The following is a 16825-nucleotide window of genomic DNA, read 5'->3' on the forward strand; positions in this document are numbered from 1 at the left end:
ATATGAGCAAAGGTTCTAAAAATTTTTTTACGTCTTAAAATGTTAACAAGCTTGTTAGTAACTTCGTAAGTTTATGAAATTAAATTAAAATATAATCCACAGGGGTTCTAATAAGATTTATTTTCGAGGTGGTAAAGAAAAGTCATTCCAGCTAGAATTTTCCCCTACCTGTTGAGGTTCAGTCTGTTTTCGTTGCTTATGTGGGGAGTGACGAAGAGCTAAAGCGTCTTTTATTAGCCGCCTGATGTGGGTTTTGGCCACAGGGTTTTGTTTTCTCTGAAAAACATCAACATTCGGTTTTCTCTATATATAGAAAGCCGCCGTCTTAAATTTGCGCAAAAAAAGAGCAAGCATGTACGAATTCTGGAGGTTTGGAAGTGACGTCTGAGCTGTGGCATCAATGTCTCGGTTATTTGGAGGACGAGTTGCCAGCACAACAGTTCAACACTTGGTTACGCCCTTTGCAGGCGAAAGGCTCTGAGGAAGAGCTGCTTTTGTTTGCTCCAAACCGGTTTGTACTGGATTGGGTTAATGAGAAGTATATTGGCAGGATCAATGAGATTCTCAGTGAACTGACTTCTCAAAAGGCTCCGCGTATTTCTTTAAAGATTGGCAGTATTACAGGGAATAGCAAAGGGCAGCAAGCAAGTAAGGATTCGGCGGTTGGCGCAACAAGAACCACTGCCCCGTCCAGGCCTGTTATCGCTGATGTCGCTCCGTCTGGGGAGAGAAACGTCACGGTGGAAGGGGCTATCAAACATGAGAGCTATCTGAACCCTACCTTTACGTTTGAAACTTTTGTTGAAGGTAAGTCGAACCAGTTAGCGCGGGCGGCGGCCATGCAAGTGGCGGATAATCCGGGCAGCGCGTACAACCCACTATTCTTATATGGCGGCGTTGGCTTGGGGAAAACTCACTTGATGCAGGCGGTGGGTAACGCCATTTTCAAGAAGAATCCCAACGCGAAGATTCTTTATCTACATTCCGAGAGATTTGTTGCGGATATGGTGAAGGCGTTGCAGCTGAATGCTTTCAACGAGTTCAAGCGGTTGTACCGGTCTGTGGATGCGTTGCTGATTGACGATATTCAGTTCTTCGCGCGCAAAGAACGCTCTCAGGAAGAATTTTTCCATACCTTTAACGCCCTGTTGGAGGGTGGTCAGCAGATGATTCTGACCTGTGACCGCTACCCAAAAGAAATCGATCACATGGAAGAGCGCCTGAAGTCTCGCTTCGGGTGGGGGCTAACGGTGATGGTCGAGCCGCCGGAATTAGAGACCCGGGTGGCGATTCTGATGAAAAAGGCGGAGCAGGCCAATGTCCACTTAAGCAGTGAATCCGCTTTCTTCATTGCGCAGAAAATTCGCTCTAACGTTCGAGAGCTGGAAGGCGCATTGAAGCTGGTGATCGCCAATGCTCATTTTACTGGGCAGGAGATCACGCCAGCGTTTATTCGCGAATGCTTGAAGGACCTGCTGGCGCTGCATGAGAAACAGGTGAGTATCGATAATATCCAGAGAACAGTGGCGGAATATTACAAAATCCGCATCGCGGATATTCTGTCAAAGCGTCGCACCCGCTCAATTACCCGTCCAAGGCAGATGGCCATGGCGCTGGCTAAAGAGCTGACCAATCACAGCCTGCCGGAAATCGGTGAGGCGTTTGGGGGGCGTGATCACACTACTGTTTTGCATGCCTGCAAGGTAATGATAGAACTTCAACAAAGCGATCCCACTCTGCGGGACGATTATCAGAATTTTATGCGCATGTTAACCAGCTAGTTAGGCGTGCATGTGCGCCGCTAGCTTGATAGCGACCAAAGAATTTAGTTTAAAATAGCAATATTTTCAGTGATTTAAGAGTTTATAGAAACGGGATATTACATGAAGCTCACTATAACCAGAGAGGCGCTTGTCACGTCATTGCAAATGATTTCTGGAGTGGTTGAAAAACGCCAGACGATGCCAGTGCTCGCCAACGTATTGCTTGACGCCAGAGACGGAAAGCTGGTTATCACCGGCACTAATATGGAAGTAGAGCTGGTCGCAGAAATTAGCGATGTAAACATTGAGCACGAATCAAGAATCACCGTTCCCGCCAAGAAGTTCACGGATATCTGCCGCGCCCTTCCCGAAGGCGCAGCTATTGGTATTGAGCTGAAAGATGGACGCTTGAATGTTCGTTATGGCAGTAGCCATTTCATATTGTCCACATTGCCAGCGGAGCACTTCCCTAATGTAGAGGAAGAACCTGAAAGTGTGAAAGTCACGTTGCCGCAGAGAGAACTCAAGCGTCTGATCGATGCGACAGCTTTCGCTATGGCCCAGCAGGATGTTCGTTATTATCTGAATGGCATGCTGATGGAGCTGGATGAGCAGGGCCTGCGCACTGTCGCAACTGACGGCCATCGTCTGGCTCTCGCTAATGTGTCACTGCAAACAGGCGTTAGTGAAAAGCGCCAACCTATTGTGCCGCGTAAGGGGATTTTGGAGTTAGGTCGTCTTCTCAATGATACAGATGAGTCCTGTACTCTGGTGTTCGGCGATAACCACGTGCGGGCCAGTGTAGGGCATTTTACTTTTACTTCTAAGTTAATTGATGGAAAGTTCCCTGATTATCAAAGGGTTATCCCTAGGTCCGGGGATAAAGTGATGCTCGCAGACAGAGTCCTTTTGAAAGGTGTGCTGTCGCGCGCGAGTATTTTGTCGCATGAAAGTATTCGCGGCGTTCGTCTGCAGTTTGAAGAGGGTTTGTTGAAAGTATTTGCAAATAACCCGGATCAGGAAGAGGCGGAGGATAGCCTGGAAGTGGAATACCCCCATGAAGCTTTGCAAATTGGCTTCAACGTGGGCTATCTGATTGACGTTCTTAACGCACTGGATGATGAGCAGGTCAAAGTGACTCTTTCTAATGCGAATAGCAGCGCCTTGGTGGAAGGCGTCGATACCAGAGATGCTGTCTATGTTGTTATGCCGATGAGGCTATAGTCAGTTAAACTGAAAGCGCCGTGAATCTGTTCGAACTGGAAAGATCACGGCGCGTCGCCCGCTCGGGTATGACGCTCGGCAAGGATGTATCGCCCCTGAATGCAGACAGAGTTTGAATCTCAGCAAGAGTGGAAAAGCTTATGGGAAAGATTGTTAACGCAGTAAAGGGAGCCGCCAGAATTGGACAGACGGCGGCGGTCATATCCAAGGTTGGCCTTGGTTGGTTGAAGGGAAATCGCGCGCCTGCGCCGAGGCTTCTGCGACAGACTTTTGAAGAACTGGGGGCCACATACATTAAGTTGGGGCAGTTTATCGCTAGTTCACCAACATTTTTCCCTGCCGATTATGTTGAAGAGTTTCAACTGTGTTTGGATAAAACCAAACCACTGCCCTATTCGCAAATCGAGAAAATTCTGAAGGAAGAATTCAAGCGGCCATTGCAGTCGATATATTCGCATATCGACACCAAGCCGCTGGCATCCGCATCTATCGCGCAAGTTCACGCGGCTCGTTTGGTGACAGGCGAGGATGTGGTCATTAAGGTTCAAAAGCCGGGTGTTCGCAATGTCCTGCTGACGGATTTGAACTTCTTGTACGTTGCTGCGCGGGTGGTCGAATATTTGGCGCCAAAGCTTTCCTGGACGTCGCTATCGGGCATTGTGGAAGAGATCCAGCGAACCATGATGGAAGAATGCGATTTCTATCAGGAGGCGGCCAATCTCAAGGAGTTTAGAGAGTTTCTGGTGAGTAGCGGAAACGATCAAGCGGTCGTGCCCACCGTATATGAGCAAGCCAGCACCATGCGAGTGTTAACCATGGAGCGCTTCTATGGCGTGCCTCTAACGGATCTGGAAACTATTCGCAAATACTGCTCTGATCCGGAAAAGACGCTGATTACAGCGATGAATACCTGGTTCGCCAGTTTAACCCAGTGCGACTTTTTTCATGCGGATGTTCACGCTGGCAACCTGATGGTGTTGGAAGATGGTCGCATCGGGTTTATCGACTTTGGCATAGTAGGCCGAATTGGCGCAGGAACCTGGCAGGCGGTGTCTGATTTCATCACTGCGATAATGATGGGGAATTTTCACGGCATGGCCGATGCTATGTCGCGAATAGGCATCACCAAGTCTCAATTAAGCGTAGATGACCTGGCTGCGGACATTGCCGACGTTTATAAGAAAATGGATGCGATGACGCCTGATATGCCGCCGATATATTACGACCAGCAGACTGGGGATGATGAAGTTAACAATATTCTGATGGATCTGGTGAGAATCGGTGAGCAGCACGGTTTGCACTTTCCTAGGGAGTTTGCGTTGCTGCTAAAACAATTTTTGTATTTCGACCGTTATGTACATGTACTGGCTCCAGAGCTGGATATGTTTATGGATGAAAGGCTCAGCCTGATTCAGTAACGACGGTTCACCTAGCGTAGTTGAAGAACCTAGCACATTGTTGTGTTAGGTTTTTTTGTTTAAGGGGAAGTTGATGGATATCGTATCCGCGTTGACCTTATTGATAGTGGTCATGGACCCGTTAGGGAATATTCCTTTGTTCCTGAGTATTCTTGAACGTGTAGACGTCAAAAGAAGAAAGAAGGTTTTGTTCAGAGAGCTGTTGATCGCTTTGGCGATTCTGTTGGTGTTTTTGTTCTGTGGACAGTATCTGCTCAAAATATTCAGCCTGAGCAAAGAGTCTGTGGGTATAGCTGGCGCTATCGTACTATTTATCATCGCGCTGCGTATGATCTTCCCCGCCAAGAGAGAGTGGCTTGAAGATCTCCCCGATGGCGAGCCTTTTATCGTGCCTTTGGCGATCCCCTTTGTGGCGGGTCCCTCCGCGTTAGCGACGCTGATTTTAATTTCCACCCGGGAGCCGGAAAGAATGATGGATTGGTCCATCGTGGTGTTGCTGGCCTGGTCTGTCACCGCGGTCACGCTTATGAGCTCCACCTTCTTGTATAAAGTGCTTCGTAAGCGGGGCATTATCGCGATAGAACGTCTGATGGGTATGCTTTTAATTGCGGTTTCGGTAGAGATGTTCTTGACCGGCTTGCAACCTATATTGACCAAACTGACCCACGTTTCCTGAAGCCCGATTGGATTGTTTGAATGGGTCTTAGTCGTATTGCATTCACTAACTTGCGTAATATCTCCAGTCTGAAGCTGGATACCTCTGCGAGATTACTGTTATTTCACGGGAATAACGGAAGTGGAAAAAGTAGTCTTTTGGAAGGCGTTTACCTGTTGGGTCGGGGGGCGTCTTTTCGTACTAAAGAGCTGGACTACGCTGTTTCACATCTATCCGATGAAATGGTCTGCTTTGGCGAAGCCGTCAACGAAGATGCAGGAAAATCTTTCCGTATTGGCGTTAGCCGCCAGAAAACAGGCAAGCTGACCCGGGTCAGGATCAACGGCGAGAGCGCCAGAACTTTATCTGAGCTGGCGGCGGCGCTTCCTATACTGATTGTTACGCCCGATACCTTCGGATTTATTAATGGTGGCCCTGGGGAGAGACGTCGCTTTGTCGACTGGGGAGTGTTTCACGTGGAACACCAGTTCAAGGTGGTCTGGCAGAACTGGCGCAAATTGCTATTGCAAAGGAATAAATTGCTGAAAAGTGGTAATATTAGCCGTTCTGAGTTAAGTGCGTGGGACAACCAGTACGTAGCGTATTCAGATGAGATAAGCCGATATAGAGACGCTTATTTCGCTGAACTGAAGGAAATCCTCATCGAATCTCTGAAAGAGTCCAGTGAACAAACCAGGGATATTGGCGACAAGCTGACGATTACGCTAAGCAATGGTTGGTATCAGAATGATGTCAATCATATGGATCAGCTGGCGTCGTCCGTTGAAAGCGACGTAAAAAAAGGATTTACGACTTTAGGCCCGCACCGGGCGGATATTAAAGTAAAGGTCGGTGGGGTTCACGCGAAGGAAGTGTTATCAAGAGGTCAACAGAAAACCCTGATAACTCACCTGTACTTATCACAATTAGAAATATTACGGCGGCGGACAAATCAAAGGCCCATCGTGCTTATTGATGATGTTGGAGCGGAGCTGGATACCGGAAATCAGGTAACACTGTTGACGAGAATGTTGGAGAAAGGGGCCCAGGTGTTTGTGACGGTCCTGGATAAACAGCAGTCAGAATATTTGTTCGGCCATTTTAATCAAGAATACGACACGCAAATGTTTCACGTGGAACAGGGTGCTGTCACCAAAGTCCACAATTAGCGTGTGACGGTTAGGAGAGATATATGTCCTCATCGGGAAATTATGATTCCTCAAGCATCAAAGTGTTAAAAGGCCTGGATGCGGTAAGAAAGCGTCCAGGTATGTACATTGGCGACACTGATGATGGTACCGGTCTTCACCACATGGTGTTCGAGGTAGTTGATAACTCTATCGACGAAGCCCTGGCTGGATACTGTAAAGAAGTGAAGATCACTATTCACGCCGATGAATCAATCACGGTTAGCGATGATGGCCGCGGCATTCCTGTCGATATCCATGAAGAAATGGGCGTTTCCGCAGCAGAAGTTATCATGACGATGTTGCACGCCGGTGGTAAGTTTGACGATAACAGCTATAAAGTATCTGGCGGCCTGCACGGTGTGGGCGTATCGGTAGTAAACGCGCTTTCAAAAGAACTGCGTCTGACTATCCGCCGCGACAACAAAGTTCATGAGCAGGTTTATAAGCACGGCGTACCACAAGCGCCTTTATCCGTGGTTGGCGAAACGGACCGTTCTGGCACGGAAGTTCACTTCTTCCCTTCCGCAGAAACGTTTAACAACATCGAATTCCACTACGATATTCTGGCCAAGCGTCTGCGTGAACTCGCATTTTTGAACTCTGGCGTTAAGATCACGTTGCATGATGAGCGCTCTGCGAAAACTGAGACCTTCGAGTATGAGGGCGGATTAAGAGCTTTCGTTGAGTATCTCAATCAGACCAAAAACCCGATTAACAAAGTATTCCACTTCCTGAAAGAAAGAGAAGACGGCACCGCTGTAGAAGTGTCGCTGCAGTGGAATGACTCCTTTCAGGAAAATATTTTCTGCTTTACCAACAACATTCCTCAGCGTGACGGCGGCACCCACTTGGCTGGCTTTAGAGCCGCCCTCACCCGCTCTCTTAACAGCTACATTGAAAAAGAGAGCATGCTGAAAAAGACTAAAGTAGCCACTTCCGGCGATGACGCGCGTGAAGGTTTGACTGCGATTATTTCCGTTAAAGTTCCCGATCCCAAGTTCTCCTCGCAGACCAAGGATAAACTGGTTTCCTCAGAGGTTAAGACTGCGGTCGAGCAGGAAATGAATGCCTATTTCGCGGACTTCCTGGCGGAGAACCCGCAGGACGCGAAGAACGTGGTCAACAAAATGATCGATGCAGCTCGCGCCCGAGAAGCGGCCAGAAAAGCGCGTGAAATGACGCGTCGTAAAGGCGCGCTCGACATCGCCGGTTTGCCCGGTAAGCTGGCCGACTGTCAGGAAAAAGATCCCGCTCTCTCTGAACTGTACATAGTGGAGGGTGACTCGGCGGGTGGTTCCGCCAAGCAAGGGCGTGACCGTAAAACTCAGGCTATCCTGCCTCTGAAAGGGAAGATCCTGAACGTTGAAAAGGCTCGCTTCGACAAGATGCTGTCTTCCGCTGAAGTCGGCACCCTGATTACAGCTCTGGGCTGTGGTATTGGCCGTGAAGAGTTTGATGTGAACAAGCTGCGGTATCACAGCATCATCATCATGACGGATGCGGACGTGGACGGTTCGCACATTCGCACATTGCTGCTGACTTTCTTCTTCAGACAAATGCGCGAAATCATCGAGAACGGCCATGTGTTTATTGCGATGCCTCCTTTGTACAAAGTGAAAAGAGGCAAGCAGGAGCAGTACGTTAAGGATGAGAAAGCGCTACAGCAGTACCTGACTCAGAGTGCGCTTGAAAACACACAACTGTTTGTGAATCCGGATGCTCCGCCCATTATTGGCACTGCGCTGGAGACACTGGTAACGGACTATCGTACGGCGACAGGCGTCATTGAACGCATGTCCAGAGCCTACCCTAGAGGCGTACTGAATCAGCTTCTCTACGTCCCACGCCTGACTCAGGAGCAACTCAAAGATAAATCCGCCGTTGAAACCTGGGTCGCCTTGCTCAATGAGAAGCTGGGCTATGACAACAGCACTGGTAACAACTACGTTATCAGCGTCGTGGAAGATGCGGAAAGAAGTCTGTTCCTGCCTCAGGTGGAACTGGTTCAGCATGGCGTGGACTATAAATACACCTTCAACCAGGACTTCTTTGGCTCCAGCTCTTACACCAATATTGCCGATATGGCCGAAAAACTGGACGGTCTGGTTGAGGCTGGCGCTTATGTGAAGCGGGGTGAAAAGACCCAGGCTATCGAGACCTTTGACGATTCGTTGGTCTGGTTGATGAAGGAAGCTCAGCGTGGGTTGAACATTCAGCGCTATAAAGGATTGGGCGAAATGAACCCTGAGCAGCTGTGGGAAACCACCATGGACCCAGCTGTGCGTCGCATGATGAAAGTCACCATTGAAGATGCAATCGCTGCGGATCAGATCTTTAACACTTTGATGGGCGATGATGTAGAGCCGCGTCGTGACTTCATCCAGACCAACGCGCTGTCTGTTATGAACTTGGACGTGTAACAACCTCTCCTCTCTATATTAAAAAATTTAAAAGGGCTGCAATCGCAGCCCTTTTTTTCGCCATCGTTTGTTTATGAGTTCCATGAAAGCAGGCAGTTCTCCATCTCTTTTGGAGAACGAATCCGAATAAAGCGAATGTGGCCGTATTGCGGGTCTCTCATTATCGACAGGGATTTTTCGCGGTTTTTCTTATAGGTAGTAATGGTCCAGAGGACGATAGAATCCCTGCTGAACAGTTTGCGTAATGACTCTCTATTGCCTGTGCCCGCCCAAAGTTCCTTTTTTGTAATGATGCGGGTTATTGCTCTTTTGATTGCTTGGAAGAGTGTGCGGAGGAAAGAGTAGTCAATCCAAACGACTATCTGCGCTCTCTCCCACTTTAGCTGCGTTCTGCTGTTGTAATTACCGTCCAATACCCAGTTTTCCTGCTGCAGTGCTTGCGCAACCCGGGCGCTGAAGATTTCTTCTGGATGGTTTCGCCAGTCAGGCCCCCAATATAGGGCGTCCATTTCTATATAAGGAATGTCGAGCTTTTTTGAAAGCCTTTTACTGAAAGTGGACTTTCCGCTGCCACTGGTTCCTATTACGTTAATTCTCATCTTCACTCCTTATATTCAGAAAAGGTTAAACAGGGGGTGAAGCAACGCGGGAGCGACATTATAGAGTTTTCTGACTAGGCATATACCTGAATTGTCTTAACTTAGAGGCAACACGCAACGATGGCTTTGGACAATGTTCTAAGTTATCTCCATATCAATTCAGACTTATTCCACGACGTATAGATTTTATGCCATTGAAGAGACAAAAGCTGGCATGTCAGAGGAGGATAAAATGGGAAAGTCTGATGGCCGCTGATAAATCTATGAGAGCTCTGATTGCGGCAAATCTCCCAGAAGAGCCGTCATTAAGGCGTCAATGAATCTCCCCCACAGGAAAATGGCAAGCGGCTATGCGCTCCTCTCCTTCCATAGGTCGAAGTTTGGGAAGCTCATGGCGACATTTGTCCCGCGCATTGGCGCAGCGGGGAGCGAACGGGCAGCCGGGTGGCGGTGCGGCGGGATCGGGAAGCTCTATGGTTTCGCTCTCCCCTCGCAAACCTTTTTTACCAGGAAGCGGGATAGAGTCGAGTAGCAAACGGGTGTAAGGGTGCTTGGGAGACCGGAACAGCTCGCTGGCTGGCCCTTGTTCCACGATGCGTCCGAAATACATCACTGCGACCATATCGCTGATTGCTTCCACGACGGCCAGATCATGGCTGATAAATACGTAAGCGAGGCGATAGCGCTGCTGGAGATCCTGCAGCAGGTTCAGCACCTGGGCCTGTATAGAGACATCCAGCGCGGAAACCGGTTCATCCAGAATCAGGATCTGAGGTTGCGCAGCCAATGCTCGTGCAATGCCGACGCGTTGCGCCTGGCCGCCGGATAATTCGTGAGGATAACGCTCAAGTAGCTCTGGCCGTAATCCAACGGCCTCCATAAGCTCCTGTAAACGTCTGGAGCGTGCGTATTTCTTCATCCCCAGTAGAAGCTCCATTGGCGCCTCTAAAATCGCACTGATCGCTTTACGGGGGTTGAGAGCGCTAAGAGAGTCCTGAAACACATACTGGATCTGGGCATGCAGCTGCTGATGTCCGTCACGGCCCCAATCATTGCGCGACCCCCCATGTAACGCCACGTGGCCTGCATTGGGTTGATCAAGGCCTACCAACATGCGCGCCAGGGTGGACTTGCCGCAACCGGATTCCCCCACAATGCCTAGCGTGGCGCCGGCCTGAATACTTAGATCCACGCCCTGTACGGCCTGAATAAGCGGCTTGCGTCGTCCAAGCCAATCACGTTCGCCGCCATAGTGACGAGTGAGGTTGCTGGCGGTCAGGAGAGCATCGCTCATGGATCGGCTTTCCATAGGGGTTTGATACAGCGGGCGAAACGATGATCGCCCAGTGAGCGTAAACCAATATCATTGTTGCGGCAGTCGTCTTCCTCGAAAGGACATCTCTCTGCGAACGCGCACCCGACAGGGAGATTGTTTAGCGCGGGAGGAGAGCCAGGAATTGCGGGCAGGCGGTGTTGGCCTCGACCTGGAATGGGGACGCAATCAATCAAAAGGCGGGTATAGGGATGAGCGGGTCTGTTCAATACCTCCCAGGCGGCGCCCACTTCCACGATACGACCGGCGTACATGACCGCCACGCGATCACAGATTTCGGAAACAACGCCAAAGTCATGGGTAATGAACAAAAGCGCCGCGCCGCTTTGTGTCCGCTGTTGGTTCATCAACTTTAACACTTGAGCCTGTACCGTGACATCCAGGGCGGTAGTGGGTTCATCCGCCACGATGATGTGTGGATGATTGGCGAGAGCCATGGCGATGCAAACCCGCTGTCGCATGCCTCCGGAAAGCTCATGGGGATAACTGTGCGCTTTGGACGCGGCGTTGGGAAGGCGCACTTGTTCAAGCAGGGTCACTGCGGCGCGCCACGCCTCCGCATGAGAATAAGGCTGGTGCGCTTGAATAGCCTCTGCGACCTGGGCGCCGACGCTAAAAAGCGGGTGTAGACTGGAGAGAGGGTCCTGGAATATGTAGGCGATTTTCCCGCCTCTGAGCGCCTGTATGCGATGCAGTGGGAAAGAGAGTAGATCTTCCCCGCTCCGCCAGACTTGGCCTCCTACGATGCGTCCAGGCGGCGTAGGCGCTAACCTGAGCAGCGACATCGCCGTGACAGACTTACCGGAGCCGGATTCGCCTACCAACCCCAAACACTCCCCTTTTCCCAACTCAAAGCTGACGCCGTTCACCGCCTTGTATATATCCGTCCCAACCTGAAACTCGGTGTATAGATTGCACACCGCCAGAGCGTTTTGTGACTTGGTGTCGGAGGATATCTGATTCGGTGCGCGTTGTATTTCCGTCATGGCGGCGGGACGGGTTAAAGAACCGGATTTCAATTTGGGATCAAGCACGTCCCTGACGCCATCGCCAATCAAATTGACGCTCATGACCAGCGCGAAGATCATCAGCCCTGGAATAACCGACACATGTGGCGCCGTGAACAGCAACTTGCGTCCCTCCCCCAGCATTGAGCCCAGATCCGCTTGCGGCGGTTGTGCGCCCAAACCGAGAAAACTGAGTCCTGCGGTTTCCAATATCATCCAGCCCAGGGTTGTCGACATGGTGATGACGATGACGGGAGCTACATTAGGCAGTATTTCCGTTAGCAGAATGCGCACAGGACCTTTGCCGGAAAGCCTGGCTGCGTCGACAAAATCCCGTCTTGTCAGACTCAAAGCGACGCCTCGGATATTGCGGGCGAAGAAGGGAATATTCACCAGAGCGATGGCGTAGAGAGCGTTCGATAATCCCGGCCCCAATGCGGCGACTATCGCCAACGCCAGTAAAATGTATGGAAAAGCCATTAACATATCAACGCCGCGCATCAATACATTATCCGTTCGTCCTCCCGCAAAGCCTGCGACCAGTCCCAACGCGGAGCCGATAACGGAAGCGATCAGCGTGGCGGATAAACCCACAGCGATGCTGACGCGCGCCCCCCATATCAAACGAGACAGGAGGTCTCTTCCCAGATGATCCGTCCCCAATAAATGTCCCTCGCTTAATGGGCGTAGTAATCGCTCCGCCGGCGCGGTGTCATTCGGCGCAGACAACGGTAATAACGGGGCCGCCAGAGCGATGACTGCGACAAAAAGAAACAGGCAAAGCCCAAAAAATGCGATGTGATTATGCCTGAACAGGGTCCAGGCGCTGGGGCGAGATGAGCGAGTCATGAGGTCAGTCTGGGATCAAGTCGATGCTGCGCCACATCCGCAGCCAGGTTAAAAAGGACGTAGGAGGTAGCGACCACCAACACCCCGCCTTGTGCGAGCAGGATGTCCCGAGTCGCGATCGCCTGCACTAACATGCGGCCTATTCCCGGCCATTGGAACACTGTTTCAATATAGACAGCGCCGCCAAGCACAAAGCCAGCCTGAATGCCTAATACTGGGATAATGGCGACCAAGGCTGCTTTGAAAGCATGGCGATAGATAACGCGGCGCTCACTCAGTCCCTTGGCGCGAGCGGTGCGAATATAGTCCTGCCGCAACACTTCCAGCATGGCGCCTCGCGTTAAGCGGGCGATTACGCCAGTAGCGATGACCGCCAGCGTGACGGCCGGTAAGGCGAGATGTGAGAGTAAGTCTAGAAAACCGCCGCCGCCGTAAATGGCGTACATACCGCTCGCCGGTAGGCATTGCAACGTGACGGCGAACACTAATATAAGCAGCAATCCCAGCCAGAATGACGGCGTTGAAATACCAATCAAAACCAACAATGTGATCAGTCTGTCCGCCCAGCTGAACTGACGCGCCGCAGAAACAATCCCCGCCAATAGTCCGAACAGAGAGCATAGCAAAAAGGAGGCGCCGGCGAGCGTCAAGGTAGCGCTGAAGCGCTCTAAAACCTCGTCCAACACAGGGCGATTCAAGCTGTAAGAACGGCCTAAATCACCTTGCAGAATGTGTCCCAACCAGATGAAATATTGTTCAAATAGGCTATGATTTAACCCAAGTTGGCGGTTAATTCGGGCGATATTCTCAGGCGTCGCATAGGCGCCGAGGATGGCCGTGGCGGGATCTCCAGGAATCATGGCCATGATCAAAAAGACGATTGCGGTCATTCCGAACAGAACAGGAATGACGAGAAGGAGACGTTTGGCGATATAGCCCCACATGGATATCAGAGCTTTTCTTTGGCGATGGGAAAACGGGGGAGAATAGGTGACAAAAACTCCCGAGTATTCCAGTGTTTTTCCTTGCAAGAAATCTTGTGACAGCTCGGAGAGTTTGGAGGGGAATTTGGGGCGTAAATGGGTTTTTTCGCGACTTCTTTTCCTTTGCTCATTGAAAATGGTCCTTTTGGAAGTGCTTATTTTGGAGGCGATAGCTTGGTTAGACGCGGGCTATTTCTTCACTTTTATAGCGGTAAAAATGGATTAAAGCGTCTATTTTTTGATCTTCCTGGGACAGGATTGTCGGTCAATTTCCCGTTATTAAAAAGTGATCGCCGATCAATAATTACGTTATAAATTTTCATGATAATTTTAACTTAAAAATTAAGCGGCTTTTGCCGGTTACTAGTGTAAACTCCATCTAAAAAATAGATTAATAAGATGATTTTAAAGAAATTTACTATTAGACAGCTAACGAACCAATAAATTACAGATAGCGTGTTTAAGATCATAGTCACGCAGTAATACTTGTTTGTATGTAGTAGATCGCCGGTTAGGTTTTCCAGATAAGTTTCATAGCTTATTCACCGCTGTTAAATCCAAAAAAAATGAAGGTTGCAATTTGAAGTTTTTAACACGTGTATTGCTGACGGCGTTTTGCTTCCAATTGGCGATGAACGCCCAGGGAGCGTCTTCCTCTACGATGAACTGCATTTCCTTGTAAAGTGTGGCTCTCTCATCCTGGTCTGTCGCGCGACGCGCTCGCTCAAGCAAATCGTCCACTTTGGGGTTGGCGTAGTAACCGGAGTTGAAGCCGCCCTTATCCGGCCAGGCGTCGCTACGTAAGGCGAGATAAGGCAAGGTATCGGGGTCGTTGGTCATCCAGGCCATTTCCGCCATATCGACGTCTCCCGGCAATCCGGGATTCACTTTGCTGAGAAAGGTATTCCACTCATAAGTCACTATTTTTACCTGAAGACCCACTTTGGCGAGATCCGCCTGAATCGCGGCTCCTATAGCGACAGGCTCCAGCATTCCTGAGCCCCCTTCCGTCACATAAAACGTGAGCTGCGCGCCTTCGCGCCCCGCCGCCTTGATCAGCGCCCGCGCCTTGTCGGGGTTATAAGCGTAAGTATCCAGGTTTGTGTTATACGCCCAGGCGAAGGCGGGCGGGATGGGTCCTTTGGCGATTTCAGCAGTGCCTTGCAACACGTTCTCCACTAACGCCTTCTTATCAATAGCGTAGTTGATCGCCTGACGCATACGGCGATCCGCAAAGGGGCCTTTCTTGTTGTTGAGAATTAAAAACCATAAATGCGGTCCTGCCTGTTGATAAACCTGGAATCCAGGATCTTTCTCGAACACAGCCAGATTATCCGGCGGGGTTTCCACCATCAGATCCACGCCGCCGGATAACATTTCCGCCATCCGCGTGTTGGCGTCGGTGATTGGACGGAACACCACCGCTTCCAGAGGCGGCGCGTCATCCCAATAATTTTCGTTGCGGACAATGACTACTTTGGCGTTGCTGACCCACTCAGCAAAGCGGAAAGGGCCGGTTCCCGCAGGATGTCGCCCATAATCCTTGGCGTACTTTTTCACTGAGTCAGGCGAGATAATCAGACCGGTAGGGTAAGCCAGGTTGGATAGAAACGGAGCGTAAGGCGCTTTTAATACGAATCGAATCTGGAGGTCGTCGATTGCTTCCACCTTCTCTATCGGACTGAAGAAAAACGCTAAGGGAAAAGGACCGGTGTCGTGATAAGGATGATTCTCGTCAAGCATACGCTCGAAATTGAACTTTACCGCTTCTGCAGTGAGTGGCGCGCCATCATGAAATAGCACGCCTTTGCGCAGAGTAAAGGTGTAAATCTTGCCGTCGTCGCTGATGGTCCAGGACTCCGCCAACGCTGGCTCTACCTCCAAGGTTCCGTCCTTGTAACGCACCAGGCCGTCATAGAGGTTGATCAGAATGCGAAAGTCATTGAGGGCAGTGACGGCGTGGGGGTCCAGGGACTTGGGTTCGGCGATCTGGCCGACGACTAGAACATTAGCGGGAGTTTGCGCCGCGCTGGGTGAAGTTAATGCAAAGAATGAGAGGCAGCAAACGAGGACGCGCAGAACGCCTGACAGCCGGCCCATAATACTCTCCTTGTGCGGAAGCGTTACTTACGCGTCTCCGAGGCTCTCCTTTCTGACCCTACACCTGAACATTACGGGCGACATTTGGTGGGGCGCTGAGCGGCTCGGTACTGTCCTTGACGCAGCCTTATTACACCATAAAGAACATTTCCCACAACCTCAATGCTTTGGGCGGTTCAGTCTCTGCTGAATGTCTGGACGGGGGTAAATGGTTTGCCGACATAGCAGGCCGCTGTGGGAGACAGCGGCGTAACCTGAGAAGTTTACTGTGGGCGAGTAACAGTGAAGATATCGAATGCTCAGAGTGAGTTAGTGTGTAATTACATACTCTATTTCGCTTTATTTTCCAGTAAGGGAGCGTTTCATTAGGGGAGTGAGTTTATCGTTGTAACGAGAAAGAACATCCTCGTCTGACGTCAGAATACGCAGGTACTTCCAGTACTTCTCACCCTCGGCGGAGAACATGGCGAGCTTGCTGTCCAGTTTCCACTCTTCGTCATCCAGACCCACTCATCCCTCCAAAAAACGCCGCCACGATGAATTATTAATATGGCAATGATATTGGCATGTTAATAACCAGGCGCATGGATGCGCCTGCGCGGCGGCTAGCCGCGGGAGACAGGGCCTGACCTGTGCAGGCCCTGTCGTTGCAGACAAATAGAAGGAAGCTATTTGTCTGCCTGATTAATAACAAGGCGATGAAAACAGCATATTCTCTGCTGAGACCAGCTGGGAGAGCCTTCAGGTCTGTTTGCCTGTGGAACTTGAAGCTCTAGCGGTGGTCTTTATGAAGCAAGCTCGGGGGCGATGTTAACCATTGATTTACCCCCCGGGATGGTTCTATATGAATCTTGTCGTTAAAAACAATTAGAAACTGATAAGCGTAGTAGGGACTAATATGAGTACGGATAATGTGTTTAAGGCCCTGTCCTCCACCCCCCGTAGAAGAATTCTGGCGTATCTTTCGAAATCGCCGCTGACGGCGGGAGAAATCGCCGACCGGTTTGATATCTCCAAGCCGGCTATCTCCAAACATCTTTCCATATTATTGGCGTCAGGGCTGGTGCAGGAAGAGAAAAAAGGACTTTATGTCACTTACTCTTTGGTAGAGGAAAATGTCGCTAACGCACTGATGAGCTTTCTTTCCGAAGTTTGCTCACTTAATCGTTATACCCAAGATGAGAGCGCAGATAGCGACGCTTTGAGTGAACCGGCGCAGGAAGCGTCTGAAGGCAAACAGGACGCCCTTGCGACGATAGTGGAAAAGTCGTGACGCCTGCGCGC

At 50.3% G+C, this 16825-nt stretch carries 13 protein-coding genes; 7 read left to right on the plus strand and 6 right to left on the minus strand.

The genetic code is table 11. From position 1 onward, the window contains the following. Positions 1 to 377 precede the first annotated feature (377 nt). The 6 genes from dnaA (at position 378) to gyrB (ending at position 8670) form a co-directional block, all read left to right on the plus strand. Complete coding sequence (gene dnaA / locus HCH_RS00005; RefSeq protein ID WP_011394002.1) at positions 378 to 1781, plus strand: chromosomal replication initiator protein DnaA; 1404 nt, start codon at positions 378 to 380, stop codon at positions 1779 to 1781. A 102-nt stretch (positions 1782 to 1883) separates the two neighbouring features. Continuing rightward, positions 1884 to 2987: a DNA polymerase III subunit beta gene (gene dnaN / locus HCH_RS00010; RefSeq protein WP_011394003.1), complete on the plus strand. Its 1104-nt coding sequence runs from the start codon at positions 1884 to 1886 to the stop codon at positions 2985 to 2987. Between the two features lie 140 nt (positions 2988 to 3127). Then, positions 3128 to 4405 (plus strand): ABC1 kinase family protein, encoded by a 1278-nt coding sequence (locus HCH_RS00015; RefSeq protein ID WP_011394005.1) that lies wholly within the window; start codon positions 3128 to 3130, stop codon positions 4403 to 4405. Between the two features lie 73 nt (positions 4406 to 4478). Continuing rightward, the gene (locus tag HCH_RS00020) at positions 4479 to 5081 is read left to right on the plus strand and encodes a MarC family protein (protein ID WP_011394006.1); all 603 of its coding nucleotides are present in this window, start codon (positions 4479 to 4481) and stop codon (positions 5079 to 5081) included. A gap of 20 nt (positions 5082 to 5101) precedes the next feature. Continuing rightward, the gene (gene recF / locus HCH_RS00025; protein WP_011394007.1) at positions 5102 to 6229 is read left to right on the plus strand and encodes a DNA replication/repair protein RecF; all 1128 of its coding nucleotides are present in this window, start codon (positions 5102 to 5104) and stop codon (positions 6227 to 6229) included. Between the two features lie 23 nt (positions 6230 to 6252). Next, positions 6253 to 8670, plus strand: coding sequence for a DNA topoisomerase (ATP-hydrolyzing) subunit B (gene gyrB / locus HCH_RS00030; protein WP_011394008.1), 2418 nt, complete (start codon positions 6253 to 6255; stop codon positions 8668 to 8670). Positions 8671 to 8741: 71 nt separating this feature from the next. On the opposite strand, the gene HCH_RS00035 is transcribed toward gyrB, so the two are convergent. The 6 genes from HCH_RS00035 to HCH_RS34075 form a co-directional block, all read right to left on the minus strand. Then, positions 8742 to 9269: a shikimate kinase gene (locus tag HCH_RS00035; RefSeq protein WP_011394009.1), complete on the minus strand. Its 528-nt coding sequence runs from the start codon at positions 9267 to 9269 to the stop codon at positions 8742 to 8744. Between the two features lie 313 nt (positions 9270 to 9582). Continuing rightward, positions 9583 to 10563 carry an ABC transporter ATP-binding protein gene (locus HCH_RS00040; RefSeq protein WP_011394010.1) on the minus strand — a complete coding sequence of 327 codons (981 nt, stop codon included), beginning with the start codon at positions 10561 to 10563 and terminating at the stop codon, positions 9583 to 9585. Continuing rightward, a complete protein-coding gene (locus tag HCH_RS00045) occupies positions 10560 to 12458 on the minus strand; it encodes a dipeptide/oligopeptide/nickel ABC transporter permease/ATP-binding protein (protein ID WP_011394011.1) in 1899 nt (632 codons plus the stop codon). The genes HCH_RS00040 and HCH_RS00045 overlap by 4 nt, the downstream gene beginning before the upstream one ends. Further along, positions 12455 to 13402: an ABC transporter permease gene (locus HCH_RS00050; RefSeq protein WP_011394012.1), complete on the minus strand. Its 948-nt coding sequence runs from the start codon at positions 13400 to 13402 to the stop codon at positions 12455 to 12457. The genes HCH_RS00045 and HCH_RS00050 overlap by 4 nt, the downstream gene beginning before the upstream one ends. Before the next feature lie 570 nt (positions 13403 to 13972). After that, complete coding sequence (locus tag HCH_RS00055) at positions 13973 to 15541, minus strand: ABC transporter substrate-binding protein (RefSeq protein ID WP_011394013.1); 1569 nt, start codon at positions 15539 to 15541, stop codon at positions 13973 to 13975. 339 nt (positions 15542 to 15880) lie between these two features. Continuing rightward, positions 15881 to 16051 carry a hypothetical protein gene (locus HCH_RS34075; RefSeq protein WP_011394014.1) on the minus strand — a complete coding sequence of 57 codons (171 nt, stop codon included), beginning with the start codon at positions 16049 to 16051 and terminating at the stop codon, positions 15881 to 15883. Positions 16052 to 16439: 388 nt separating this feature from the next. Between HCH_RS34075 and HCH_RS00060 the strand changes: the two genes are divergently transcribed. After that, positions 16440 to 16814, plus strand: a complete 375-nt coding sequence (locus HCH_RS00060; protein WP_011394015.1) for a metalloregulator ArsR/SmtB family transcription factor — start codon at positions 16440 to 16442, stop codon at positions 16812 to 16814. Positions 16815 to 16825: the final 11 nt, after the last annotated feature.

Origin of the sequence: Hahella chejuensis KCTC 2396, from assembly GCF_000012985.1 — a bacterium.
Classification (GTDB): domain Bacteria; phylum Pseudomonadota; class Gammaproteobacteria; order Pseudomonadales; family Oleiphilaceae; genus Hahella; species Hahella chejuensis.